The 23,127-nt window shown below is 67.6% G+C and carries 23 protein-coding genes; 12 read left to right on the top strand and 11 right to left on the bottom strand.

Features of this window, described 5'->3' with window-relative positions; genetic code table 11:
• The first annotated feature begins 160 nt into the window (after nucleotides 1-160).
• From ACFOPI_RS10945 to ACFOPI_RS10970, 6 genes are all read left to right on the top strand, one after another.
• Nucleotides 161-1,192, top strand: coding sequence for an ABC transporter substrate-binding protein (locus ACFOPI_RS10945; protein ID WP_382173768.1), 1,032 nt, complete (start codon nucleotides 161-163; stop codon nucleotides 1,190-1,192).
• Nucleotides 1,192-2,025: an ABC transporter ATP-binding protein gene (locus ACFOPI_RS10950; RefSeq protein ID WP_382173770.1), complete on the top strand. Its 834-nt coding sequence runs from the start codon at nucleotides 1,192-1,194 to the stop codon at nucleotides 2,023-2,025. The genes ACFOPI_RS10945 and ACFOPI_RS10950 overlap by 1 nt, the downstream gene beginning before the upstream one ends.
• Before the next feature lie 10 nt (nucleotides 2,026-2,035).
• Nucleotides 2,036-2,800 (top strand): ABC transporter permease, encoded by a 765-nt coding sequence (locus ACFOPI_RS10955; RefSeq protein WP_382173771.1) that lies wholly within the window; start codon nucleotides 2,036-2,038, stop codon nucleotides 2,798-2,800.
• Nucleotides 2,800-3,276: a nucleoside deaminase gene (locus tag ACFOPI_RS10960; protein ID WP_382173773.1), complete on the top strand. Its 477-nt coding sequence runs from the start codon at nucleotides 2,800-2,802 to the stop codon at nucleotides 3,274-3,276. The genes ACFOPI_RS10955 and ACFOPI_RS10960 overlap by 1 nt, the downstream gene beginning before the upstream one ends.
• A 24-nt stretch (nucleotides 3,277-3,300) precedes the next feature.
• Nucleotides 3,301-4,131 (top strand): urease accessory protein UreD, encoded by an 831-nt coding sequence (locus ACFOPI_RS10965; protein WP_382173775.1) that lies wholly within the window; start codon nucleotides 3,301-3,303, stop codon nucleotides 4,129-4,131.
• A gap of 113 nt (nucleotides 4,132-4,244) precedes the next feature.
• Nucleotides 4,245-5,936 carry a response regulator gene (locus tag ACFOPI_RS10970; protein ID WP_382173777.1) on the top strand — a complete coding sequence of 564 codons (1,692 nt, stop codon included), beginning with the start codon at nucleotides 4,245-4,247 and terminating at the stop codon, nucleotides 5,934-5,936.
• Between the two features lie 24 nt (nucleotides 5,937-5,960).
• Here the strand turns inward: ACFOPI_RS10970 and urtE are convergent, their stop codons facing one another.
• The 8 genes from urtE to ACFOPI_RS11010 form a co-directional block, all read right to left on the bottom strand.
• The gene (gene urtE / locus ACFOPI_RS10975) at nucleotides 5,961-6,659 is read right to left on the bottom strand and encodes an urea ABC transporter ATP-binding subunit UrtE (RefSeq protein ID WP_382173779.1); all 699 of its coding nucleotides are present in this window, start codon (nucleotides 6,657-6,659) and stop codon (nucleotides 5,961-5,963) included.
• 10 nt (nucleotides 6,660-6,669) lie between these two features.
• Nucleotides 6,670-7,545, bottom strand: coding sequence for an urea ABC transporter ATP-binding protein UrtD (gene urtD / locus ACFOPI_RS10980; RefSeq protein ID WP_382173781.1), 876 nt, complete (start codon nucleotides 7,543-7,545; stop codon nucleotides 6,670-6,672).
• Nucleotides 7,542-8,654: an urea ABC transporter permease subunit UrtC gene (urtC, locus tag ACFOPI_RS10985; RefSeq protein ID WP_382173782.1), complete on the bottom strand. Its 1,113-nt coding sequence runs from the start codon at nucleotides 8,652-8,654 to the stop codon at nucleotides 7,542-7,544. Before urtC ends, urtD begins: the two co-directional genes overlap by 4 nt.
• Entirely contained in the window at nucleotides 8,651-10,240 is a 1,590-nt protein-coding gene (urtB, locus tag ACFOPI_RS10990) for an urea ABC transporter permease subunit UrtB (RefSeq protein WP_382173783.1), read from the bottom strand. Before urtB ends, urtC begins: the two co-directional genes overlap by 4 nt.
• A gap of 12 nt (nucleotides 10,241-10,252) precedes the next feature.
• The gene (gene urtA, locus ACFOPI_RS10995; protein WP_382173785.1) at nucleotides 10,253-11,530 is read right to left on the bottom strand and encodes an urea ABC transporter substrate-binding protein; all 1,278 of its coding nucleotides are present in this window, start codon (nucleotides 11,528-11,530) and stop codon (nucleotides 10,253-10,255) included.
• A 143-nt stretch (nucleotides 11,531-11,673) separates the two neighbouring features.
• Nucleotides 11,674-12,132, bottom strand: coding sequence for a DUF3237 domain-containing protein (locus tag ACFOPI_RS11000; protein WP_382173787.1), 459 nt, complete (start codon nucleotides 12,130-12,132; stop codon nucleotides 11,674-11,676).
• A complete protein-coding gene (locus tag ACFOPI_RS11005) occupies nucleotides 12,089-12,985 on the bottom strand; it encodes an alpha/beta fold hydrolase (RefSeq protein ID WP_382173789.1) in 897 nt (298 codons plus the stop codon). Before ACFOPI_RS11005 ends, ACFOPI_RS11000 begins: the two co-directional genes overlap by 44 nt.
• Before the next feature lie 28 nt (nucleotides 12,986-13,013).
• A complete protein-coding gene (locus ACFOPI_RS11010; RefSeq protein ID WP_382173791.1) occupies nucleotides 13,014-14,009 on the bottom strand; it encodes a Bug family tripartite tricarboxylate transporter substrate binding protein in 996 nt (331 codons plus the stop codon).
• Nucleotides 14,010-14,109: 100 nt separating this feature from the next.
• On the opposite strand from ACFOPI_RS11010, the gene ACFOPI_RS11015 reads away from it, so the two are divergent.
• Nucleotides 14,110-15,051, top strand: a complete 942-nt coding sequence (locus tag ACFOPI_RS11015) for a LysR family transcriptional regulator (RefSeq protein WP_382173793.1) — start codon at nucleotides 14,110-14,112, stop codon at nucleotides 15,049-15,051.
• Here ACFOPI_RS11015 and ACFOPI_RS11020 read toward each other — a convergent pair.
• The 3 genes from ACFOPI_RS11020 to ACFOPI_RS11030 are packed head-to-tail and all read right to left on the bottom strand — an operon-like array spanning nucleotide 15,018 to nucleotide 18,234.
• Complete coding sequence (locus tag ACFOPI_RS11020; RefSeq protein WP_382173795.1) at nucleotides 15,018-15,998, bottom strand: DMT family transporter; 981 nt, start codon at nucleotides 15,996-15,998, stop codon at nucleotides 15,018-15,020. The genes ACFOPI_RS11015 and ACFOPI_RS11020 overlap by 34 nt on opposite strands.
• Nucleotides 15,992-17,464: an aldehyde dehydrogenase (NADP(+)) gene (locus tag ACFOPI_RS11025; RefSeq protein ID WP_382173797.1), complete on the bottom strand. Its 1,473-nt coding sequence runs from the start codon at nucleotides 17,462-17,464 to the stop codon at nucleotides 15,992-15,994. Before ACFOPI_RS11025 ends, ACFOPI_RS11020 begins: the two co-directional genes overlap by 7 nt.
• A gap of 2 nt (nucleotides 17,465-17,466) precedes the next feature.
• Nucleotides 17,467-18,234: a FadR/GntR family transcriptional regulator gene (locus ACFOPI_RS11030; protein WP_382173799.1), complete on the bottom strand. Its 768-nt coding sequence runs from the start codon at nucleotides 18,232-18,234 to the stop codon at nucleotides 17,467-17,469.
• 144 nt (nucleotides 18,235-18,378) lie between these two features.
• Between ACFOPI_RS11030 and ACFOPI_RS11035 the strand changes: the two genes are divergently transcribed.
• The 5 genes from ACFOPI_RS11035 (at nucleotide 18,379) to ACFOPI_RS11055 (ending at nucleotide 23,119) form a co-directional block, all read left to right on the top strand.
• Complete coding sequence (locus tag ACFOPI_RS11035; protein ID WP_382173800.1) at nucleotides 18,379-19,197, top strand: NAD-dependent epimerase/dehydratase family protein; 819 nt, start codon at nucleotides 18,379-18,381, stop codon at nucleotides 19,195-19,197.
• Nucleotides 19,198-19,206: 9 nt separating this feature from the next.
• Nucleotides 19,207-20,109 (top strand): SMP-30/gluconolactonase/LRE family protein, encoded by a 903-nt coding sequence (locus tag ACFOPI_RS11040; protein WP_382173802.1) that lies wholly within the window; start codon nucleotides 19,207-19,209, stop codon nucleotides 20,107-20,109.
• 62 nt (nucleotides 20,110-20,171) lie between these two features.
• Complete coding sequence (locus ACFOPI_RS11045) at nucleotides 20,172-21,146, top strand: TRAP transporter substrate-binding protein (RefSeq protein WP_382173804.1); 975 nt, start codon at nucleotides 20,172-20,174, stop codon at nucleotides 21,144-21,146.
• 150 nt (nucleotides 21,147-21,296) lie between these two features.
• A complete protein-coding gene (locus tag ACFOPI_RS11050) occupies nucleotides 21,297-21,839 on the top strand; it encodes a TRAP transporter small permease (RefSeq protein ID WP_382173806.1) in 543 nt (180 codons plus the stop codon).
• A complete protein-coding gene (locus ACFOPI_RS11055) occupies nucleotides 21,839-23,119 on the top strand; it encodes a TRAP transporter large permease (RefSeq protein WP_382173808.1) in 1,281 nt (426 codons plus the stop codon). The genes ACFOPI_RS11050 and ACFOPI_RS11055 overlap by 1 nt, the downstream gene beginning before the upstream one ends.
• The last annotated feature ends 8 nt before the right edge of the window (nucleotides 23,120-23,127 follow it).

Raw genomic sequence — 23,127 nt, forward strand, 5'->3', positions numbered from 1 at the left:
CAGGGTTAGTCAGGATGACGCCTCCGGCGGCAGCCCCAAAAATCTGTATACACCTTCTGTGTTCAATGCGCAGGCCGTGCCAGGGCCTGGCATCGAACTTGCTGACCCGCTGTCAGACCCTTCCGCATCCTTGCGCGCCACCCCGACGGAGACCTTCGCCATGAACAAACGCCACCTTCTCAAGTTCACCGCCGCCCTGGCCGCCGCTGCCGCCTTTGGCAGCGCCTCGGCCCAGACCGCGATCAAGTTCCAGCTGGACTGGCGCTTCGAAGGCCCGGCCGCGCTGTTCCTGCAGTCGGAGGCCAAGGGCTACTACAAGGCCGCCGGCCTGAACGTCACCATCGACGCCGGCAACGGCTCGGGCGGCACGGTCACCCGCGTGGCTTCCGGCACCTACGACATGGGCTTCGCCGACATGGCGGCCCTGATGGAATTCCACGCCAACAACCCGGACGCGCCGAACAAGCCGGTGGCCGTGATGATGGTCTACAACAACACGCCCGCCGCCGTGCTCGCGCTCAAGAAGAGCGGCATCACCAAGCCGGCCGACCTCAACGGCAAGAAGCTCGGCGCCCCGGTGTTCGACGCCGGCCGCAAGGCCTTCCCGATCTTCCAGAAGGCCAACGGCATCGGCAACGTGGCCTGGACCTCGATGGACCCGCCGCTGCGCGAGACCATGCTGGTGCGCGGCGACATCGACGCCATCACCGGCTTCTCGTTCACCTCGCTGCTGAACCTGGAAGCGCGTGGGGTGAAGGCCGAAGACGTGGTCATCCTGCCCTACGCCGACCATGGCGTGAAGCTCTACGGCAACGTGGTGATCGCCAGCCCCAAGCTGATCAAGGAGAACCCGGCCGCCATCAAGGCCTTCCTGGCCGCCTTCGCCAAGGGCGCCAAGGAAGCCATGGCCAACCCGGCCGCCGCCATCGAGACCGTGAAGGCGCGCGACGGCATCATCAATGTCGCGCTCGAAACCCGCCGCCTGCAGATGGCTGTGGACGCGGTGGTGGCCAGCCCCGACGCGCGCAAGGAAGGCTTCGGCCAGATCGTGCCGGGTCGCATGGCGCTGATGGCCTCGCAGGTGTCCGACGCCTACGGCACCAAGAACCGCGTCGACGTGGCGCAGGTGTGGAACGGCTCCATGCTTCCCTCGGCGGCCGAGCTCAACGTGCTGCCCCCGGCCAAGAAGTGATGGCCGACGCCGCATCCTCCGACAAGGCCTTCGTCGACTTCGACGGCGTCTGGCTGGCCTACAACGATGAGCTGCTGGCGAAGAACGTCTTCGCGGTCGAGGACATCAACCTGAAGGTGCGGCAGGGCGAGTTCATCGCCATCGTCGGCCCTTCGGGCTGCGGAAAGTCCACCTTCATGAAGCTCACGACCGGGCTGAAGATGCCCAGCATGGGCAAGATCACCATCGACGGTCAGCCGGTGACAGGGCCACTGAAGATCTCCGGCATGGCCTTCCAGGCCCCGTCGCTGCTGCCGTGGCGCACCACGCTGGACAACGTGCTGCTGCCGCTGGAAATCGTCGAGCCCTACCGCAGCCAGTTCAAGGACCGGCGCAAGGAGTACGAGGAGCGGGCCAAGAAGCTGCTGGCCAGCGTGGGCCTGGGCGGCATGGAGAAGAAGTTTCCCTGGGAGCTCTCGGGTGGCATGCAGCAGCGCGCCAGCATCTGCCGCGCGCTGATCCACGAGCCCAAGATGCTGCTGCTGGACGAACCCTTCGGCGCGCTCGACGCCTTCACCCGCGAGGAACTCTGGTGCACGCTGCGCGACCTGTGGGAGGCACAGAAGTTCAACGTCATCCTGGTCACGCACGACCTGCGCGAAAGCGTGTTCCTGGCCGACACGGTGTACTGCATGAGCAAGAGCCCCGGCCGTTTCGTGGTGCAGCGCGAGATTCCGATCCCGCGCACGCGCGACCTGGAGGTGACCTACACGCCCGAGTTCACCGACATCGTGCACGAGCTGCGCGGCCACATCGGCGCCATGCGCAAGGCCGGCGCCACCATCAACCAGTGAAAGCCATCGCATGAACAAGAAACAGATGGAGCGCTGGTCGCCGCTGCTGCTGCTGATCGCGATCATCGTGATCTGGGAAGTGATCTGCAGCGGCTTCGGTGTCTCGGAGTTCATCTTCCCCAGCCCCTCGCGCATCTGGGAACAGACGCTGGAGCACAAGACCACCATCCTGGGCCACGCCTGGCGCACCTTCTGGGTGACGATGGCGGGCTTTGGCATCGCCATCGTGGTGGGCGTGCTGCTGGGCTTCCTGATCGGAAGTTCGCGCCTGGCCTACGCCGCGGTCTACCCGCTCATGACCGCCTTCAATGCCCTGCCCAAGGCGGCCTTCGTGCCCATCCTCGTGGTGTGGTTCGGCATCGGCGCAGGCCCGGCCATCCTCACGGCCTTTCTCATCAGCTTCTTCCCCATCATGGTCAACATCGCCACCGGCCTGGCCACGTTGGAACCCGAGCTGGAAGATGTGCTGCGCGTGCTGGGCGCCAAACGCTGGGACGTGCTGATGAAGGTGGGCCTGCCGCGCTCCATGCCCTACTTCTACGGCTCGCTCAAGGTCGCGATCACCCTCGCCTTCGTGGGCACCACGGTGTCGGAGATGACCGCCGCCAACGAGGGCATAGGCTACCTGCTGATCTCGGCCGGCAGCTCGATGCAGATGGGCCTGGCATTCTCCGGCTTGCTGGTGGTCGGCATCATGGCGATGGTCATGTACGAGCTGTTCAGCTTCATCGAGAAGCACACCACCGGCTGGGCGCACCGCGGAAGCCAGGGCTGATGACCAGCGACCAGATCGCGCGGCACCTGCGCCGTGCCAACGATGTGGCGCTGCGCGCGATGCAGATGGGCCGCCACCCCTTCGGTGCGCTGCTGGTCGCGCCCGACGGCGAGACGGTGCTGGCCGAGCAGGGCAACATCGACACCGTGCAGCACGCCGAGGCCACGCTGGCGCGTGCGGCCTCGCTCAACTACCCGGCGGGCTTTCTCTGGAACTGCACCCTGGTGACCACATTCGAGCCCTGCGCCATGTGCGCCGGCACCATTTACTGGGCGAACATCGGCCGCATCGTCTATGGCGCGAGCGAAGAGGCCCTGCTCGCGCTCACCGGCAACCACGCTGAGAACCCCACGCTCGCCCTCCCATGCCGCGAGGTGATCGCGCGCGGGCAGAAGGCCATCGAGGTCATCGGTCCCATCCCGGCGCTGGAGGCCGAGATGGTCGAACCCCACCGCAGTTTCTGGTCCCAGCGCTGACCGGGCGCCGCCTACACTCGCCCGATGCCCTGGCACGCCCGTCTCTCCCTCGACTACCAACGGCAAGGTGAGCGCACCGTCCTGCAGCACTCGCACGACGGCCCGCTGCGCATCTTCAAGAGCCTCTACCCCGAGGGCAATGCGGTCTGCCACAACGTCATCGTGCACCCGCCGGGTGGACTGGTCGGCGGTGATCGGCTGGACATTGGCGTGAAGGTGGGCGCGGGCGCCCATGCCCTGATCAGCACCCCGGGCGCCACCCGCTTCTACGCCAGCGACGAGGCCTTCGCCACGCAACAGGTGCGGCTGCAGCTGGACGCCGGCGCGCGGCTGGAGTGGCTTCCGCTGGAGACCATCGCCTACCCCGGCTGCCGGGCCGACAACCGCTGGAGCGCGACCCTGGCCGAGGACGCCGAGCTGATGGCCTGGGATGTCACCGCGCTCGGCCTGCCCGGTGCGGCCCAGCCCTACGAGCAGGGCGACTTCCACCAGCGGCTGGAGATCCCCGGTTGCTGGCTGGAGCAGGCGCGCATCGCCGCGCACGACCGGCGACTGATGGATTCGCCCCTCGGCTTGGGCGGCCACCGCTGCCTGGGCACGCTGGTGTTCGCCACCGGCGGCCCGCTGGCGCGCGAGCGGCGCGAGCGCCTGCTTGAGGTGGCGCGCGAAGCCCTGCAGCAAGCCCCCGCCGAGGTGGTGGCGGGCGCCACCTGCCCCAACGACCGGGTGCTGGCGGTGCGGGCTGTGGCGCCGCTGGTCGAGCCGCTGATGGCCTGCCTGCAGGGCGTCTGGGCGGCGCTGCGCCCGGCGGCCTGGGGATTGAGCGGCGTGGCGCCTCGAATCTGGCGCGTCTGAAAGAAACTGCCGGGATTTCCCTGATCTGTTTTTCGCTTTGCGGCGTCCGAGCCGGTCCACAATGAGCCGACATCAAGCGACCACCTCGTGGTTGACCGCCTCTGTCCGCTCTCATGGCCTTCGCCCCCAACGCACTGCATGAATCACATGCCCTGGTCATCGAGGGCAACCCGCAGTCGCGTTCGATTCTGGTGTCACAGCTTCGGGAACTGGGTCTGGGCAAGGTGTCCCAATGTTCCCGCCTGTCCGACGCACGCCGCAAGCTGGAGGCCACCCAGTACGACGTCATCATCTGTGAGCAGACCTTCGACAAGGAACCCGGATCGGGTCAGGATCTGCTGGACGACCTGCGCCGCAACCAGTTGCTGCCGTTCCACACCGTGTTTGTCATGGTCACGGCCGAGGCTTCTTACGCCAAGGTCGCCGAGGCCGCAGAGTCGGCCCTGGATGCGTACCTGCTGAAACCCCACACCGGGGCCAGGCTGGCGGAACGCATCCTGCAGGCCCGCCAGAGAAAGCGGGAACTGCAGGCCATCTTCTCGGCCATCGATGAGCAGGACTTCAACCGGGCAGCCTCATTGTGTCTGGAGCGCTTCGAGTCGCGTGGCTCCTACTGGCTGTACGCGGCCCGGATCGGTGCGGAGCTGCTCCTGCGCACCGGGCGCATCGCCGAGGCGCAACAGCTGTACGAGGCCGTGATCCAGGCCAAGGCCCTGCCCTGGGCCAAGCTCGGCGTGGCAAGGACCCAGCTGAGCAGCGGACACGCGTCCAAGGCGGCCACCACGCTGGAGAGCCTGCTGCAGGAAGACCCGGGCTATGCCGACGCGTACGACGTGATGGGCCGCACCCAGTTCGAGCTGGGCAACTTCGAGAATGCCCTGGCCACATTCCGCATGGCCACGCAGCTCACCCCCGGTTCCATCAGCCGGCTGCTCAAGCACGGGATGCTGGCCTACTACGCCGGCGACCGCGAGGAAGGCATCGCGCTGCTCGACCGGGCGACGCGGCTGGGCATCGACTCCAAGATGTACGACCCGCAGGCCCTGGTCCTGCTGGCCTTCGCCCGCCTGGATGCGGGCGACCGCAAGGGCATGGCCCGGGTGGTCGAACAGCTGCAGCGCCTGCGGGAACGATCCTTCGAGCCCGAGCGGCCATACCGTCTGCTGGAATTCGTCAAAACCATCGAGGCGCTGCTGCACCAGCAGAACAACCGGGTCATCGACGACATCCGGCACCTGGTGAAGCAGAGCGCCACGCCGGAGTTCGACTTCGAGATGGCCACCAACCTGCTGGGCCTGATGGGCCGCGCTTCGACCCGAGGCTTGCCACTGTCCGTGGCGGAAGCCTGGGCCGCGGTCGAGCAACTGGACATGCGTTTCTGCACCAGCCGTGCCATGTCGGAGTTGCTGGCAGCCGCAGCGACCGGGCAGGAAGACTACGCCCGCATCGCACACGAGTGCCACACACGGGTGCTGAAAATCACCGAACAGGCCATGACGCTCAGCATCAAGGGCGATCCGCGCGGCACCGTGATGCGCCTGCTCCAGGAAGGTGAGTCGACCCTCAACGCGAAGCTGATCGAATCCGCCCACCAGGTGCTGCTGCGCCACTCAGCCCGCATCCCGGACTTTGAGGCGCTCAATGAGCGGGTGGATGCCATGCGGGCCCTCTACCGGACCAGCACCAGCATCACGCGCATGGGTGACAACACCGCAGCGGGCACCGCCCCCGGGGCCATGGCGCTGCCCACTGGCTACAAGCCCCCCAAGCGGGAAGGCCTGCTCGACCACATGCGCAACGACTGACGGTCGGCACCGTCGTCGCGCTGGTCAGATCGCCACCAGCTGGCGGATGTTCTTCGCCTGCATCTCAGACCCTGGACCGCTCGCGATCACCTCGCCGCGCTCCATCACCACGTACTGGTCGGCCAGTTCTTCGGCGAAGTCGTAGTACTGCTCGACCAGCACGATGGCCATGTTGCCGCGGTCGGCCAGCATGCGGATGACCTTGCCGATGTCCTTGATGATGTTGGGCTGAATGCCTTCGGTGGGCTCGTCCAGGATCAGCAGCTTGGGGCCCGCGGCCAATGCGCGCGCAATCGCCAGCTGCTGCTGCTGACCGCCCGAGAGGTCGCCGCCGCGACGGCCCAGCATCTGCTTGAGCACCGGGAACAGCTCGAACAGCTCGGCCGGAATGGGGGTGCCGCCAGGCTTGTAGGCCAAGCCCATCTGCAGGTTCTCCTGCACCGTCAGGCGGGCGAAGATCTCGCGCCCCTGCGGCACGAAGCCAATGCCGGCGCGGGCGCGCTCGTAGGGCGTGGCCTTGTCGATGGCCTTGCCGTCGAACGTGATGCCGCCGCTCTTGATGGGCACCAGGCCCATGAGCGACTTGAGCAGTGTGGTCTTGCCCACGCCGTTGCGCCCCAGCACCACGGTCACCTTGCCGAGTTCGGCACTGAGATTCACGTTGCGCAGGATGTGGCTGCCGCCGTAGTACTGGTTGACGTCCTTGACTTGCAGGAGGCTCATGGCGGGTTCCTCAGCGGCCCAAATAGACTTCGATCACGCGCTCGTCGGCCTGCACCTCGTCGAGCGTGCCTTCGGCCAGCACCGAGCCGTCGCACAGCACCGTGACTTTCTCCGAGATCGCGCGGATGAAGCTCATGTCGTGCTCCACCACCATCAGCGAATGTTTGCCCTTGAGCGAGAGGAACAGCTCGGCCGTGCGCGCGGTTTCCTCGTCCGTCATGCCCGCCACCGGCTCGTCCAGCAGCAGCAGCTTGGGGTCCTGCATCAGCAGCATGCCGATCTCCAGCCACTGCTTCTGGCCATGGCTCAGCAGCCCGGCCTGGCGGCGCGCGCTGTCGGCCAGGTGGATGGTGCTCAGCACCTCGGCCAGACGGTCCTTCTCTTCACCCGTGAGAGAGAACACCATGCTGTGGCCGACGCGCTTGTCGGTGGCCAGCGCCAGCTCCAGGTTCTCGAACACGCTGAGTTGCTCAAACACCGTGGGCTTCTGGAACTTGCGGCCGATGCCCAAAGCGGCGATCTCGGGTTCGCGGTAGCGCAGCAGGTCGATGGTGCTGCCGAAGAACACCGTGCCGCTGTCGGGCCGGGTCTTGCCGGTGATGATGTCCATCATCGTGGTCTTGCCCGCACCGTTGGGGCCGATGATGCAGCGCAGCTCGCCGGGCGCGATGTCCAGGTTCAGGCCGTTGATGGCCTTGAAGCCGTCGAAGGACACATGCACGTCTTCGAGGTAGAGGATGCGGCCGTGCGTGGTGTCGACCTCGCCCGCACGGGCGACGCGGCCGTAACCGGCGCTGCGGCCACCCGATTCGGTCTGGGCCTGCAGTGCCGCAGCGGCGACCTTTTCATAGCGCTGCGCACCCGCTTCCATGAGGTCGGGGGTCATGCCTGGCCTCCCTTCTTGAACTTCTTCACCAGCCCCACCACGCCCTGCGGCATCCACAGCGTCACCGCGATGAACAGCACGCCCAGGAAGTAGAGCCAGAACTCGGGAAAGGTCACCGTGAGCCAGCTCTTGGCGCCGTTGACGATGAAGGCACCGACGATGGGCCCGACCAGGGTCGCGCGGCCGCCCACCGCCGTCCACACCGCGATCTCGATGCTCGCGGCGGTGCTCATTTCGCCCGGGTTGATGATGCCGACCTGCGGCACATAGAGTGCACCGGCGATGCCACACATCACGGCCGAGATGGTCCAGATGGTGAGCTTGTAGGGCAGCGGGTTGTAGCCGCAGAACATGACGCGACTCTCGGCGTCGCGAATGGCCTGCAACACACGACCGAACTTGCTGGCCACCAGCCAGCGCGCGAACACATAGAAGCCCAGCAGCGTGAGGCCGGTGATGACGAACAGCGTCATCCGCATCTCCTGCGTGGCAATCGGCAGGCCCAGGATGCGCTTGAAGTCGGTGAAGCCGTTGTTGCCGCCCATGCCGGTCTCGTTGCGGAAGAACAGCAGCAGCGCGGCGAAGGTCAGGGCCTGGGTGATGATGGAGAAGTACACGCCCTTGATGCGCGAGCGGAAGGCGAAGTAGCCGAACACGAAGGCCACCAGGCCAGGCACCAGCACGATCAGCAGCAGCGTGGCGATGAAGCTGTCGGAGAGCGCCCAGTGCCAGGGCAGCTCCTTCCAGTCCAGGAAGACCATGAAGTCCGGCAGGTCGCTCTGGTAGTTGCCATCGCGGCCGATCTGGCGCATCAGGTACATGCCCATCACATAGCCGCCAAGGGCGAAGAACAGGCCGTGGCCCAGCGACAGGATGCCGGTGTAGCCCCAGATCAGGTCCATGGCCAGCGCGCAGATGGCGTAGCACATGATCTTGCCCAGCAGGCCGACCATGTAGTCCGACAGGTGGAACACGCTGTCCGCCGGCACCAGCAGGTTGAGCACCGGCGCCAGGGCACAGACCACCAGCAGCGCGACCATGACGCCGCTGAACGCACCGCGCGTGAGCAGCGGGCCGGGAGTGGGGAGGGAGATGGCGGCGGTGTTCATGCCTCGCGACCCTTGAATGCAAAGATGCCCTGCGGACGTTTCTGGATGAAGACGATGATGAAGACCAGCACCGCGATCTTGGCCAGCACGGCGCCGGCCCAGCCTTCGAGGAACTTGTTGAGCAGGCCCAGGCCCAGCGCGGCGTAGACCGTGCCGGCGAGCTGGCCGACACCGCCCAGCACCACCACCATGAAGCTGTCGACGATGTAGCTCTGGCCCAAGTCGGGGCCGACGTTGCCGATCTGGCTGAGCGCGCAGCCCGCCAGCCCGGCGATGCCCGAACCCAGCGCGAAGGCGTAGGTGTCGATGCGCGCGGTGTTCACGCCCATGCAGCTGGCAATCGGACGGTTCTGCGTCACGCCGCGCACAAACAGGCCCAGGCGGGTCTTCGAGATCAGCAGGGTCACACCGATCAGCACCGCCGCTGCGAAAGCGATGATGAGGATGCGATTCCAGGGCAAGGTGAGGTTGCCCAGCAGCGTGACGCTGCCGCTCATCCAGCTCGGGTTTTCCACGCCCACGTTCTGCGCGCCGAAGAGGCTGCGCACGCCCTGCATCAGCACCAGGCTGATGCCCCAGGTGGCCAGCAGCGTCTCCAGCGGACGGCCGTAGAGGAAACGGATCACGCTGCGTTCCATCGCCGCGCCCACCAGGGCCGAGGCGATGAAAGCCACCGGCATGGCGGCCAGCAGGTACCAGTCAAAGTAATCGGGCAGCGTGCTCTTGAAGAAGGCCTGCACCAGCCAGGTGGCGTAGGCGCCGATCATGATCAGCTCGCCGTGCGCCATGTTGATCACACCCATCAGCCCGTAGGTGATGGCCAGGCCCAGAGCAGCCAGCAGCAGGATGCTGCCCAGGCTGATGCCGGTGAAGGCCTGCGAGAGACCGCTGCTGATGGCGAGCGAGCGGTCCAGCGCGGACATCGCGTCACCCAGAGCGGTCTTGACCGTGGCGCTCTGCTCGGCCTCCAGGCGGGCGGCCAGCAGGGGCTTGAGCGCGGGGTCGCCCATGCCACCCAGCGCCTGCGCGGCGGCCAGACGCTGCGCCTCGTCGTCGCTGGCCAGTTGCAGGGCGGCGCGCGCCCGCTCCAGGCTGGTGCGCGCCTTCGCATCGAGTGCGGTGTTGGCCAGCGCCTTGTCCACCAGGGGCAGTTGCGCCGCATCCGGCTCTTCGAACGCGCTCTTCTGCAGCAGTTCTGCGGCCGCCTGCTGGGCGGGCACATCGCTGCCGAACAGGTCGCGCACCGACAGCGCAGCCTCCAGTGCGCCGCGCAGCCGGTTGTTGACCATGGAATCTTCGGCCTCGTCGGCCAGGGTGACCGGGGCACCGGTCACGGCATCGGTGGCACTGCCGTCGTCGGCGATCAGCAGCACCTGCTCGCCCTGCACCTTGACGGCGCCGTTGCCCAGCGCCTGCAGCAGTGCGAGCGTGCGCTCGTCGGGTTCGGCCGCCAGCCGGTTGATGGCGGCGATGCGGTCGTCGCTGTCACCCACGGCCAGCGCCAGGGCGTCGGCCGGGGTGAGGGCATGTGCACTGGCTGCGCCGATCAGGCACAACAACACGAGAAGGGAACGCAGCCAGCGCATCAGGACCCCCGCTTACTTCTTCTCAGGGACGTTCTTCTTGCCCTTGTTCTCGGGGATGTAGTCGCTCCACGGGTCGGCCACGACCGGACCCGGGGTCTTCCACACCACGTTGAACTGGCCGTCGGCCTTCACTTCGCCGATGAACACCGGCTTGTGCAGGTGGTGGTTTTCCTTGTCCATCGTGCTGGTGAAGCCGCCCGGCGCCTTGAAGGTCTGGCCGGCCATGGCGGCGATGACCTTGTCGGTGTCGGTGGACTTGGCCTTCTCGACGGCCTGGGCCCACATGTTGATGCCGATGTAGGTGGCTTCCATCGGGTCGTTGGTCAGCGGCTTGTCCTTGTGGCCGGCGATGTTCTTGGCCTTGGCGTAGGCGCTCCACTTCTTCACGAACTCGGCGTTGGCCGGGTTCTTGATGCTCATGAAGTAGTTCCAGGCGGCCAGGTGGCCCACCAGCGGCTTGGTGTCGACGCCGCGCAGCTCTTCCTCACCCACGGAGAAGGCCACCACCGGCACGTCCTTGGCCGACAGGCCGGCGTTGCCCAGCTCCTTGTAGAACGGCACGTTGGAGTCGCCGTTGATGGTGGAGACCACGGCCGTCTTCTTGCCGGCAGAAGCGAACTTCTTGATGTTGGCAATGATGGTCTGGTAGTCGGAGTGACCGAAGGGCGTGTACTCCTCCATGATGTCCTCGTCCTTCACGCCCTTGGACTTCAGGAAGGCGCGCAGGATCTTGTTGGTGGTGCGCGGATACACGTAGTCCGTGCCCAGCAGCACCCAGCGCTTGGCCGAGCCGCCGTCCTTGCTCATCAGGTATTCCACGGCGGGAATGGCCTGCTGGTTGGGCGCGGCGCCGGTGTAGAACACGTTCTTGCTCAGCTCTTCGCCTTCGTACTGCACCGGGTAGAACAGCAGGCTGTTCTTTTCTTCAAACACCGGCAGCACCGACTTGCGCGACACCGAGGTCCAGCAGCCGAACACGGCGGCCACCTTGTCCTGGTCGATCAGCTGCTTGGCCTTCTCGGCGAACAGCGGCCAGTTGGAGGCCGGGTCGACCACCACGGGTTCGAGCTTCTTGCCCAGCACGCCACCCTTGGCGTTGATCTCGTCGATGGTCATCAGGGCCACGTCCTTGAGGACGGTTTCCGAGATCGCCATCGTGCCGGACAGGCTGTGCAGGATGCCGACCTTGATGGTGTCGGCGGCGTGGGCGGTGAGGCCAAAGGCGCCCAGGGCGGTCGCGACCGTCAGGGCTTTGAGAGTGAATCGACGCGAGTTCTGACGTTGTTGCATGGCGCTTCTCCAGGGTTCAAAAACATCCGTTGGTGGGTCTGACTTTCGCCACCGACCAGGCCTCGAAGGGCTTTGCGGTGGTGTCGGACGGATGCTAGGGATGACCCTGAAAAGCGTCTGTACGCCGGGTGGCGTATGCGGTGTCAGTCCAGTTCGTACACGCGGATGCACACCGCTGCGCGCGCCGGTCGCAGGCTGTGCAGGGTGCCCACGAACACGCGGCGGTTGAGCCAGTCGTGCGGGCCCGCGGGTGCGCTCAGCTGCAGCACGCTGCGGGCGTAGCGCCCGGGCATGGTGCTCTCGTCGATCAGCACGCGGTTGCGCACGGTGATGACGGCGCCGTCGTCGGCCTGCAGTTCGTACAGCGCGTCCAGCTCCTTGATGCCGTCGGCGCGCAGCAGCTGGCGGTCGGCGCCGCCGGGCAGCACGGTGCCACGCAAGCGCGGGCCTTCGAACGTGCCACCGAGGATGGGCACGATGAAGCGCTCGCCCAGCGGGCCGTGGCCCAGGCTCTGGCGCTCACCGATGTCCACCTGCGCTTCCCAGGCGAAGCGGGCCTCAGGCGTGGGCGGTGCGGTGGGTGTGGGCGAGCTGGTGGGCATGGCGGTCCAGGAAGTCGAGCACGGTGGCGTTGAAGGCGGCCGGATTGTCGCGCGAGGTGCCGTGCCCCGCACCATCGATCAGCGTCCGCTCGGCCTGCGGCATGGCGGCGCAGACGTTGCGGAAGATCTCGGCGTGGATGGGCGGCGTGCGTTCGCCCGCCATCAGCAGCACCGGCATGGGCAGCGCGGCCAGCCGCTCGGGCGGCAGCCAGGGAAACTCGTCGCTGGAGAGCGCCAACGTCTTCATGGCGCCGATGTTCTGCAGCCGCCGCTGCATGGCCTCGGGCGTGAGCGTCGCCACACCCTGGCCGTTGATGCCGCCGGTCATGATTCGTGCGCCGGCCTCGTCATCGCCGCGGCGGAAGGCCGCGTTGGCCGGTTCGATGACTTCGGCACGAAAGCTTGCCTCGACTTCCCGGCCTGCCGCGCTGCGCTGCGCGTACTTCATCATGGGCGGCTCGGACAGCGCCAGCGCCGCGCAGCGCTGCGGGTGCTGCAGGGCCAGCGCCAGCGCCACGAACGAACCATAGGAGCTGCCGACCAGGATGGCGCGCTCCCAGCCCAGGTGGTCCAGCAGACCCAGCAGGTCCTCGGCCTCCTGCAGCGCCGAGTGGTCCGGCGAGGCCATGGTGTTGCGGTTGGGGTGGTTGTAGCGGCGGCTGTAACGCACGCAGCGGTAGCGTCCTGCAAAGGCCGACCACTGCGGGTCCCAGGAACGCCAGTCGCCCATCACGCCATGGATGAACACCAGCGGGTGGCCATGCCCCGCCACGTCGTGGGCCAGTTCCACGCCGCTGGGCAGGTGCGCCACCCGCAGGGCGGCGGGTGTGTCGGAAATCACGGAATCGTTCATGAAGGTGGGACGTTCAGCCTTGGGGGGGTCAGGTCGGGGTGATGCCCAGCTTCCTGACGAGCTGGGCGGTGCGCGTCTTTTCGGCGCGCAGCAGGCCGGCGACCGCATCGCGGCTGGCGTAGCGCGTGGGCGGGTACATGCCCAGGCCTTCGAGCTTGTCCCTGATGGCCGCCTGGCTGCGCGCCTGCGTCCAGAAGGCGGCCAGCGCGTCGATCACCGGTGCCGGCGTGGCGGCAGGTGCGAACAGGACGATCCAGCCCAGGTACTCGAAGTCGGACAACGCCTCATGCACCGATGGCAGTTCGGGCAACGCGCCCATGCGCTCGTGCGAGGTGACCGCGATGGCCTTGAGCCGCCCGGACTTGATGTGGGGCATGGCCACATTCGGCGCGGTGAACATGAGCTGGATCTGACCGGCCAGCAGGTCATTGACCGCCGGGCCGTCGCCCTTATAGGGCACGTGCGTCAGGTCCACTCCGGCGCGCGCGGCAAACGATTCGGCGCACAGCTGGCCCGAGGAGCCATTGCCGCCCGAACCGTAGTTGAGCGCGCCCGGTTTGGCCTTGGCATGGGCGATGAACTCGGCCAGGTTGTTCGCCGGTACGGAAGGGTGTGCCACCAGCACGAAGGCGCCCGCCCCCAGCATGGCCACAGGGGTGAAGTCCTTTTCCGGGTCGTAGTCGAGTTTCGCGAAAAGGTGGGGTGCCACCACCATGGCGCCGGGCGCACCGATCAGCAGGGTGTGGCCGTCGGCCGGGGCCTTGGACGCCATCCCCGCGGCGATGGTGCCGCTCGCGCCGGCCTTGTTGTCCACCACGAAGGGCTGGCCCAGGGCAGGCGTGGCCGCGTCGCTGAACGTGCGGCCCATGAAATCGGCTGGGCCGCCCGGCGCCGCGCCCACCAGCACGCGCACCGGCTTGTTCGGAAAGGCCTGTGCGAAAGCAGCGGGCAGGGGCAGCGCCAGGCCAGCGGCGCTGGCACCCAGCCACTGCAGGGCCTGGCGGCGGTTGAAGGTGGAAGGCATGCGGTGTCTCCGTTGTGGTTGTGATGAGGGCGGATGCTAGGGCGCCAGGCCATAAGTAACCAATAAAATTTCAGTCCCTTCAATCAGAAATTCGAATCACATGACGCTGCGCTCCTCGGTCGTGCTCAACCGCCTGCTGGCCAAGGTGCGGGTGCGCCACCTGCAGGCCCTGGCCCGGCTGACCGAGCTGGGCAACGTGAACCGCGCGGCCCAGGCCATGGGCATGACGCAGCCGGCCGTCACCCTGCTGCTGGCCGACCTGGAACGGCTGATGGAGGCGCCGCTGTTCGTGCGCCACGCGCGCGGCGTCACACCCACGCCGCTGGCGCGCGAGCTGCTGCCGCTGGTGCGCCAGATGCTGGGTCGGCTGGAGGAAAGCGCCGAACTGGTGGCCAGCCGGCTCGACCACCAGCAGGGCACGGTGCGCGTGGCCACCACCGCCGCCGGTGCCAACGGTCTGCTGGCGCAGGTACTGCCGGGTTTCCTGGTCGCGCATCCGCAGGTGCAGGTGCTGGTGAACGAGGTGGACATCCTGGCGGTGTCGGCCTCCATCGACACCGGTTCGGCCGACCTGGTGTTCTGCCGACAGCCCGCCGTGGTGCCGCAGGGTTGGCGCTTCGAGCCTTGCCAGGACGACCGCTTCGTGGTGGCCTGCGGCCTGCAGCACCCGCTGGCGCGGCGCAAGCGGCTGGCGCTGGCCGATCTGGAACAAGCCTCCTGGCTGCCCAACGCCATGGGCAGCGCCGCGCGCGATCGCTACGAACAGCTGCTGCAGCAGCAGGGCTGGGCCCCGCGCACCTGCCAGATCGTCACCCGCATCTCGCCCCTGACCTGGACCCTGCTGGACACCCAGCCCCTGCTGGCGCTGGTGCCCTACAGCGTGGTGCGGCCGTGGGTGGAGCGCGGTCAGCTGAAGCTGCTGCCGGTGCCGCTGGACCTTCCCTTCGAGCCACTCGGAGTGCTGCGGCCCGTCGACGGGCTGGGACCGGCGGGGGAGCGGCTGGTGGCCTATGTGCTGGAAGAAACGGGCCGGGGCGGCTGAGCTTCCGTCGTCACCAGCCAGATCCCCCCGCACACCATCACCAGTGCGGCCAGGTTGCGCCACTCCAGCACCGCCTCGCCCAGGAACAGGGCCGAGAGCAGCGCGCCGAACACCGGGATGAGGAAGTTGAACACCGTCACCTGGCCCACGCGGTTGTGCTTGAGCAGCGCGGCCCAGAGCGCGAACGCCACCGCCGACAGCACCGCCATGTAGCCCAGCAGGGCCAGCGAGCCGGCGCTCCAGCCGCGGATGTCGCCGCCACCGGCCAGGCCACCGAGCAGCAGCACCAGCCCGCCGATGCCCAGCTGCCAGCCGGTCATCACCATCGGGTCGATGCTTTGCGAGACGCGCTTGCCATAGATGCTGGCGGCCGAGAGCACGAAGGCGGCGATGACGATGAAGCCTTCGCCCAGCAAGGTGAACTCCGCGTCCAGCCCTTGCGCGCCGCGCAGGTTGACCACCATCACACCCACGAAGCCGACCGCGCAGCCCATCGCCTTGCGCCGGCTCAGCCGGTCGTTGGCGTAAAGGAAGTGCGCCAGCAGCACGGAAAAGAAGGTGCCGGTGGCGTTCAGGATGGACGCCTTCACGCCCGTGGTGTTCGCCAGGCCGACATAGAAGAACACATACTGCAGCGCCGTCTGCGCCAGCCCCAGCAGGCCCAGCTGGCCCCACTGCACCGGCGCCAGCGCCCAGACGGATTTGCCCATCAGCCGCGCCATGGCCAGCAGCAGCGCACCCGCGAGCAGGAAGCGCCAGCCCGCGAACGCGAGCTGCGCCGCCGTGTCGCTGCGCGCGATGCCCAACAGCGCGTAGCCGCCCTTGATGGCCGGGTAGGCGCTGCCCCAGAGCAGGCAGCACAGCGTGGCCAGCAGGACGAGGTAACGCGGGCGGCTGAAGACGCTGGTGGCGGGTGCGTGGGTGCTGTTGACGCAGCCGCTCAGCACGGCACGCCGCCGCGCGCCAGCAGCCAGGCCGGGGCGTCCTGCAGGCACACCGGGCGCAGGAAGCGCTCCAGCGCCGCGTCGCCGACCGAGGTGGTCATGGGCGCGGTGCTTGACGGCCAGGGGCCGCCGTGCTGCTGCGCGGCCGTCACGGCCACGCCGGTGGGCACGCCCGCGAACAGCACGCGGCCGGCGATCTGCGTGGCGCTGCGCACGATGGCGCGGTTGCCGGCCGTGTCCTCGTCGGCCCCCCAGACCGTCACCGTCAGGCTGCCACCGACCGCGGCGAGCACATCGTTCACCTCGCCCAGGCTGGCGCAGCGCACGATCAGGCTGCTGGGGCCGAACACCTCTTCGCGCAGCTCGTGGCGCTCGATGAAGCGCTGGGCGCTCACCTGCAGCAGCTGCGGGCCGGGTGCGGGGGCCACGCCCTGGCCCTGCAGCAGCGACAACGCGCCCGCGTCCATGAAGCCCCTGATGCCGGCGTCGAAGGCCTTGCGCATGCCGGCGGTCAGCATGGGGTGCGGCTGTTGCTTGGCCAGGGCTTCGATCAGTTGCGGGATGAACGTATCGGTCTCGGGGCCGTCCACCAGCACCAGCAGGCCGGGGTTGGTACAGAACTGGCCACAGCCCAGGGTGATGGAGCCGGCCAGGGTGGTGGCCAGCTCTGCGCCCTTGGCGGCCAGGGCCGACGGCAGCGCGATCAGCGGGTTGATGGAGCCGAGCTCGCCGTAGAACGGGATGGGGCGCGGACGGGCGTTGGCTTCGGCCTGCAGCGCGGCACCGCCGCGGGTGGAGCCGGTGAAGGCGCCGGCGGCGATCAGCGGGTGGCGGATGAGGCCGACACCGACCTCGATGCTGGCGCCCTGCACCAGGCCGATCAGGCCGGCGGGCAGGCCCTGCGCCTTGAGCACGCGCTGGATGATGGCGAACACCTGCTGCGACAGTCCCGGGTGGCCGGGGTGGGCCTTGACCACCACCGGGCAGCCGGCGGCCAGGGCCGCGGCGGTGTCGCCGCCCAGCACCGAGAAGGCGAACGGGAAGTTGCTGGCCGCGAACATGGCCACTGGGCCCAGCGGCATGCGCTGGCGCACCATGGCCGGGTGCCCCGCGGGCGGACCACCGGCCACAGCCGGGTCGTCCAGCGTTTCAAACGGCACGCCGCGCTGCGCGATGTCGGCGAAGCGGCGCAGCTGGAAAGTGGTGCGGTCCAGCTCGCCGTTCAGGCGCACCGGGCCGAGCGCGGTTTCGAGGTCGGCCCAGGCGACGAGCTTTTCACGTTCGGCTTCGAGGCCATCGGCCAGGCCGCGCAGCAGGGCCGCACGCTGGTCGCCGCTGCTGCGGGCCCAGTCGCCGAATGCGGCGTGCGCCTCGGTGGCGGCGCGGTCGATGTCGGCGGCGGTGGATTCGGCAAAGGTTTTGCCGTGGGCCTCGCCCGTGCGGGCGTTGATGGATTGCAGGGTACTCATGCTCAAGTTTCAGGTTGGGCGCGGCGCAGGCGCTCGCGGCTGTTGGAGAGGTGGGTGCGCATGGCGGCGCGCGCAGCCTCGGGTTCCTGGCGCCGGATGGCATCCAGGATGTCTTCGTGTTCACGGTGCACGCGCTCCAGGTAGGCCAGTCGCCCCTCGGGCGCCCGGGCCGCCGTGTTGAGGCGGGTGCGGGGAATAATCATGGTGCCGAGGTAGGTCATCAGCTCGGCGAAGTGGCGGTTGCCGGTGGCGCGCGCCACCTCCACATGGAAATGAAAGTCGGACGGCACGGCGTCGGAGTCGGCGTGAATGGCGACATGGAACGAGGCCAGCGCGGCCGCCATGGCCGAGAGGCTCTCGGGCGAGCGGCGCTGCGCCGCCAGCGCGGCCGCCTCGCTCTCCAGGCTGATCCGCAGCTCCAGCAACTCGACAACGTCGGCCACGGTCGCCACATCTTCGGGGGCGATGCGGAAGGTCGGCTCCACCGCGCGGGGCTCGTTCACGAAGGTGCCGATGCCGTGGCGCGTCTCGACCAGACCGGAGGCCTGCAGGCGCGAGATGGCCTCGCGCACGACGGTGCGGCTGACGTCGAAGCGCCCCACCAGCTCCGACTCGCTGGGCAGCTTCTGGCCCGGGACCAGCCGCCCCTCGCGGATGTCCGCCTCCAGCGCCGCCACGATTTCGGGCACCAGGCCGCGCGGCCGGCGCATGCGCCCGGGGGCTGCGGCTCCAGCAGGGGTCTCCTCATCTAGGGTTTTCACGGGGTCCATGGTTTTTTCCTTGACAGCCGGGGCGGGGATTTTCACAATGGCGCCCACTTGTCTGACAACACACAACTGACATTCCAAACACGGTTGAACTGTAGCAAAGGCCTGCAGTTCTGTGCAACCGAATCGGAAAAAGCAACCAATACCATGGTAAACCCTAGGAAAACCTACCACCGCATCCTGCTGACCGGCGCCGCCGGCGGTCTGGGCACCGCCCTGCGCTCCCGGCTGCTCGCCAACTGTGAGGTGCTCAGGTTGTCTGACAAGGCCAACCTGGGCGAGGCGCAAGCCGGCGAAGAGATCGCTCTGGCCGACCTGGCCGATGCGGCGGCGGTGGATGCGGCCGTGGCCGGCTGCGACGCCATCGTGCACCTGGGCGGCATCTCGGTGGAGGCGCCGTTCGAAGCCATCCTGCAGGCCAACATCCTGGGCCTGTACCACCTCTACGAAGCCGCCCGCAAACACGGCGTCAAGCGCGTGGTGTTCGCCAGTTCCAACCACGTGACCGGCTTCTACAAGCAGAGCGAGACCATCACCGCCGACCACCCGGCCCGGCCCGACAGCTACTACGGCGTGAGCAAGGCCTTTGGCGAGGACTTCTCGCGCTTCTATTTCGACCGCTACGGCATCGAGACCGCCTGCGTGCGCATCGGCTCCTCCTTCCCCGAGCCCAAAGACCGCCGCATGCTGGCCACCTGGCTGAGCTTCGACGACCTGCACCGCCTCATCAGCGCCTGCCTGTCCACCCCGGTGCTGGGCCACAGCATCGTGTTCGGCATGTCGGACAACGCCGTGACCTGGTGGGACAACAGCCGCGCGAAGCACATCGGCTATGTGCCGCAGGACAGCTCGGACGTGTTCCGCGACGCCGTGTTCGCGCGCACCCCTGCGCCGGACCTGAACGACCCGGCCGCCATTTACCAGGGCGGTGGCTTCGTCAAGGCGGACCCTTTCAAGAAGGCCTGAGTGCACGCCATGAGCGATCAAGCCGAACTGCTGCTGGACGCACGCAACGGCGTGGGCGAGAGCCCCGTCTGGGACAGCGCGCGCCAGTGCCTGTGGTGGGTGGACATCCCGGGCAAGGCGCTGTGGTGCTGGAGCGTCTCCAGCGGCCGCGCGCTGCACTGGCCCACACCCGAGCAGACCGGCTGCATCGCGCTGGCCGCCGGCAGCGAGGCCTTGGCCCATGGTCAGTGGATTGCGGCCATGGAGACCGGCGTCGCGCGCCTGACGCCGCAAACCGACGGCACGGTGGACTGCGACTGGATCACCCGCATCGACCAGCCCGAGCCCGGCATGCGCTTCAACGACGGCCGCTGTGATCGTCAGGGGCGACTGCGCGCCGGCACCATGGTAATGGACATGTCGCTGGCGCGCGCTGCGGGCCGGCTGTACGGGCTGGACGGCGGCGCTCTGCGCACACTGCTGGACGGCTTCATCACCCCCAATGGCATGGCCTTCAGCCCCGACGGCCGCACGATGTACCTCTCGGACTCGCACCCCAACGTGCAGACCGTCTGGGCCTTCGAGTACGACACCGACACCGGCACGCCGCACGACCGCCGAGTGCTCATCGACTTCAAGCCCCTGCCCGGCCGCCCCGACGGCGCCGCGGTGGACGCGGACGGCTGCTACTGGATCTGCGGCAACGACGCCGGCCTGGTGCACCGCTTCACACCCGACGGCCGGCTCGACCGCTCGCTGCCCGTGCCAGTGAAGAAGCCCGCCATGTGCGCCTTCGGCGGCGCCGGGCTCGACACCCTGTTCGTCACGTCCATCCGGCCCGGAGGAGATCTCAGCGATCAGCCGCTGGCCGGGGGCGTCTTTGCACTGCGTCCGGGCGTGAGGGGCCTGGACGAGCCGCGCTGCGTCCTCTGAACCCGCCGACGCGCCGGCACGGTTTTATTCACCTCAACCCAACCACACCAACGGAGACTTTGATGAAACTGCAACGCCGACTGATCGCCAGCATGGTGCTGGCCGCCCTGCTGCCCCTGACCGCACAGGCCCAGACCGTGCTGAAGTCGCACGACACCCACCCCGCCGGCTATCCCACCGTGGTCGCCGTGGAGAACATGGGCAAGAAGCTCGACGCCGCCACGCAAGGCCGCATCAAGGTGCAGATGTTCCCCGGCGCCGTGCTGGGCCAGGAAAAGGAGGCCGTGGAGCAGGTGCAGCTGGGCGCCATCCAGATGGCCCGCATCTCGCTGGGCGTGATCGGCCCGGTGGTGCCCGAGGTGGACGTGTTCAACATGCCCTTCGTGTTCCGCGACATCAAGCACATGCGCGCTGTGATCGACGGCCCGATTGGCGACGAGCTGCTGGCCAAGGTGACGGCCAGCCCGGCGCGCCTGGTGGGCCTGGGCTGGATGGACGGCGGTGCCCGCAGCCTCTACACCAAGAAGCCCGTGCGCACCCCCGCCGACCTCAAGGGCCAGAAGGTCCGCATGATGGGCAACCCGCTGTTCGTGGACACCATGAACGCCATGGGCGGCAACGGCATCGCCATGGCCTACGGCGAGGTGTTCACCTCGCTGCAGACCGGCGTGATCGATGGCGCTGAAAACAACCCGCCGAGCTACTTCACCGCCAACCACTACACCACCCCGGCCAAGTACTACAGCCAGACCAACCACCTGATCATTCCCGAGATCCTGGTGATGTCCAAGGTGGCCTGGGACAAGCTCAGCCCGGCCGACCAGGCCCTGGTCAAGAAGCTGGCACGCGAGGCGCAGATGGAACAGCGCCAGCTCTGGGACAAGAGCGTGGAGGAGTACACGGCCAAGCTCAAGGCCGCTGGTGTCGAGTTCATCAACATCGACAACAAGCCCTTCTACGACGCCACCGAGCCGGTGCGCCAGAAGTACGGGGCCAAGCACGCCGACCTGATGAAGCGCATCTCAGAGGTGAAGTAACCCCCCTGCGCCGCTTCGCGGCTTCCCCCCAGGGGGACCACACCTGCGGCCCGGCGAAGCCGGTTCCGCGGTGTGTGCTGGACGTTCGCTCCACCGTTGCTTCTCTTTCTCTCCCCCCTCTCTCCCCCTCTTCCTCTCTCCGAGGCTCTCATGAGTCACCACCCTTCCAGCGGACATGCCGTGTCGCGCGTTCTGGATCTGGTCTACCTGGCCTGCATCTGGATCGCCGGGGCGTGCATCTTCTTCATGTCGCTCTTCATTCCCTGGGGCATTTTTTCGCGCTATGTGCTGGGCACAGGCGCACAGTGGCCCGAGCCGATCTCCATCCTGCTGATGGTGGTGTTCACCTTTCTGGGCGCGGCCTGCAGCTACCGCGCGGGCGGCCATATCGCCGTCGAAATGGTCACGCAGCGCCTGCCGTCGTCGGTGCAGCGCCCGCTGCGCGGCGTGGTGCACCTCCTGATGCTGGCGGTGTCGCTGTTCATGCTCTGGTACGGCATCCAGCTGTGCATCGGCACCTGGGGCCAGTCGATCCCCGAACTGCCCTGGATGCCGGTCGGCTTCACCTACCTGCCGGTGCCCATCGGTGGTGCCGTCACCGCGCTGTTCGTGCTCGAACACATCTTCCTAGGTGACCAGCGTCAGCGCGCGGTCGTCACCTACGACCACGAACCCGCTCAAGGAGCCGCGTGATGGAAGCCTGGGTCCTGCTCGGCAGTTTCTTCGTGCTGATCCTGATCGGCACCCCCGTGGCCTACGCCATGGGCATCGCGGCGCTGATCGGCGCCTGGTGGATCGAGATCCCGCTGGACGCGGTGATGATCGCGATTGCCAACGGCGTCAACAAGTTCTCGCTGCTCGCCATTCCGTTCTTCGTGCTGGCCGGCGCCATCATGGCCGAGGGCGGCATGGCGCGGCGCCTGGTGGCGTTCGCCAACGTGCTGGTCGGCTTCATCCGCGGTGGCCTGTCGCTGGTGAACATCCTGGCCTCCACCTTCTTCGGCGCCATCTCCGGTTCGTCGATGGCCGACACGGCCTCGGTCGGCACCGTCCTGATTCCCGAGATGGAGAAGAAGGGCTACCCGCGCGACTTCGCCACCGCCGTCACGGTCTCGGGTTCGGTGCAGGCCATCCTGATCCCGCCCAGCCACAACGCCGTCATCTACTCGCTGGCGGCGGGCGGCACGGTGTCCATCGCCGCGCTGTTCATCGCCGGTGTGCTGCCAGGCCTGCTGCTGGGGCTGACGCTGGCCATCCTGTGCCTGTTCATGGCCCGCAAGCGCAACTACCCCAAGGGCGAAGTCATTCCGATGAAGCAGGCGCTGAAGATCTGCGCCGACGCGCTGTGGGGCCTGATGACCATGGTGATCATCCTCGGCGGCATCCTGTCCGGTGTGTTCACACCCACCGAGTCGGCCTCCATCGCGGTGCTGTGGGCCTTCTTCGTCACGATGTTCATCTACCGCGACTACAAGTGGGCCGAGACACCGAAGCTGGTGCACCGCACGGTGAAGACGCTGTCGATCGTGATGATCCTGATCGCGTTTGCCGCCAGCTTTGGCTACATCATGACCCTGATGCAGATCCCGCTGCAGATCACCACCGCGCTGACCACGCTGTCGGACAACCGCTACGTGATCCTGGCGATGATCAACCTGCTGCTGCTGGCGCTGGGCACGCTGATGGACATGGCGCCGCTGATCCTGATCCTCACGCCCATCCTGCTGCCCGTCATCAAGAGCATCGGAGTGGACCCGGTGCACTTCGGGATGATCATGATGGTGAACCTGGGCATCGGCCTGATCACCCCGCCGGTGGGCGGCGTGCTGTTCGTCGGCGCGGCCGTGGCCAAGCTGCCGATGGAACAGGTGGTCAAGGCCCTGCTGCCCTTCTTCGGCGCGCTGGTGCTGGTGCTGATCGCCGTCACCTACATCCCCGCACTGTCGCTGTGGCTGCCCGGCCTGCTGCTGTGAGGAACGCC

This window comes from Hydrogenophaga luteola (assembly GCF_042648585.1).
Lineage (GTDB): Bacteria > Pseudomonadota > Gammaproteobacteria > Burkholderiales > Burkholderiaceae_C > Hydrogenophaga > Hydrogenophaga luteola.

What these genes read in the sequence shown, in the direction of transcription:
- ACFOPI_RS10945 (WP_382173768.1), top strand. Translation starts at nt 161, where the DNA reads ATGAACAAACGCCACCTTCTCAAGTTCACCGCCGCCCTGGCCGCCGCT.
- ACFOPI_RS10950 (WP_382173770.1), top strand. Translation starts at nt 1,192, where the DNA reads ATGGCCGACGCCGCATCCTCCGACAAGGCCTTCGTCGACTTCGACGGC.
- ACFOPI_RS10955 (WP_382173771.1), top strand. Translation starts at nt 2,036, where the DNA reads ATGAACAAGAAACAGATGGAGCGCTGGTCGCCGCTGCTGCTGCTGATC.
- ACFOPI_RS10960 (WP_382173773.1), top strand. Translation starts at nt 2,800, where the DNA reads ATGACCAGCGACCAGATCGCGCGGCACCTGCGCCGTGCCAACGATGTG.
- ACFOPI_RS10965 (WP_382173775.1), top strand. Translation starts at nt 3,301, where the DNA reads ATGCCCTGGCACGCCCGTCTCTCCCTCGACTACCAACGGCAAGGTGAG.
- ACFOPI_RS10970 (WP_382173777.1), top strand. Translation starts at nt 4,245, where the DNA reads ATGGCCTTCGCCCCCAACGCACTGCATGAATCACATGCCCTGGTCATC.
- urtE (WP_382173779.1), bottom strand. Translation starts at nt 6,659, where the DNA reads ATGAGCCTCCTGCAAGTCAAGGACGTCAACCAGTACTACGGCGGCAGC.
- urtD (WP_382173781.1), bottom strand. Translation starts at nt 7,545, where the DNA reads ATGACCCCCGACCTCATGGAAGCGGGTGCGCAGCGCTATGAAAAGGTC.
- urtC (WP_382173782.1), bottom strand. Translation starts at nt 8,654, where the DNA reads ATGAACACCGCCGCCATCTCCCTCCCCACTCCCGGCCCGCTGCTCACG.
- urtB (WP_382173783.1), bottom strand. Translation starts at nt 10,240, where the DNA reads ATGCGCTGGCTGCGTTCCCTTCTCGTGTTGTTGTGCCTGATCGGCGCA.
- urtA (WP_382173785.1), bottom strand. Translation starts at nt 11,530, where the DNA reads ATGCAACAACGTCAGAACTCGCGTCGATTCACTCTCAAAGCCCTGACG.
- ACFOPI_RS11000 (WP_382173787.1), bottom strand. Translation starts at nt 12,132, where the DNA reads ATGCCCACCAGCTCGCCCACACCCACCGCACCGCCCACGCCTGAGGCC.
- ACFOPI_RS11005 (WP_382173789.1), bottom strand. Translation starts at nt 12,985, where the DNA reads ATGAACGATTCCGTGATTTCCGACACACCCGCCGCCCTGCGGGTGGCG.
- ACFOPI_RS11010 (WP_382173791.1), bottom strand. Translation starts at nt 14,009, where the DNA reads ATGCCTTCCACCTTCAACCGCCGCCAGGCCCTGCAGTGGCTGGGTGCC.
- ACFOPI_RS11015 (WP_382173793.1), top strand. Translation starts at nt 14,110, where the DNA reads ATGACGCTGCGCTCCTCGGTCGTGCTCAACCGCCTGCTGGCCAAGGTG.
- ACFOPI_RS11025 (WP_382173797.1), bottom strand. Translation starts at nt 17,464, where the DNA reads ATGAGTACCCTGCAATCCATCAACGCCCGCACGGGCGAGGCCCACGGC.
- ACFOPI_RS11030 (WP_382173799.1), bottom strand. Translation starts at nt 18,234, where the DNA reads ATGGACCCCGTGAAAACCCTAGATGAGGAGACCCCTGCTGGAGCCGCA.
- ACFOPI_RS11035 (WP_382173800.1), top strand. Translation starts at nt 18,379, where the DNA reads ATGGTAAACCCTAGGAAAACCTACCACCGCATCCTGCTGACCGGCGCC.
- ACFOPI_RS11040 (WP_382173802.1), top strand. Translation starts at nt 19,207, where the DNA reads ATGAGCGATCAAGCCGAACTGCTGCTGGACGCACGCAACGGCGTGGGC.
- ACFOPI_RS11045 (WP_382173804.1), top strand. Translation starts at nt 20,172, where the DNA reads ATGAAACTGCAACGCCGACTGATCGCCAGCATGGTGCTGGCCGCCCTG.
- ACFOPI_RS11050 (WP_382173806.1), top strand. Translation starts at nt 21,297, where the DNA reads ATGAGTCACCACCCTTCCAGCGGACATGCCGTGTCGCGCGTTCTGGAT.
- ACFOPI_RS11055 (WP_382173808.1), top strand. Translation starts at nt 21,839, where the DNA reads ATGGAAGCCTGGGTCCTGCTCGGCAGTTTCTTCGTGCTGATCCTGATC.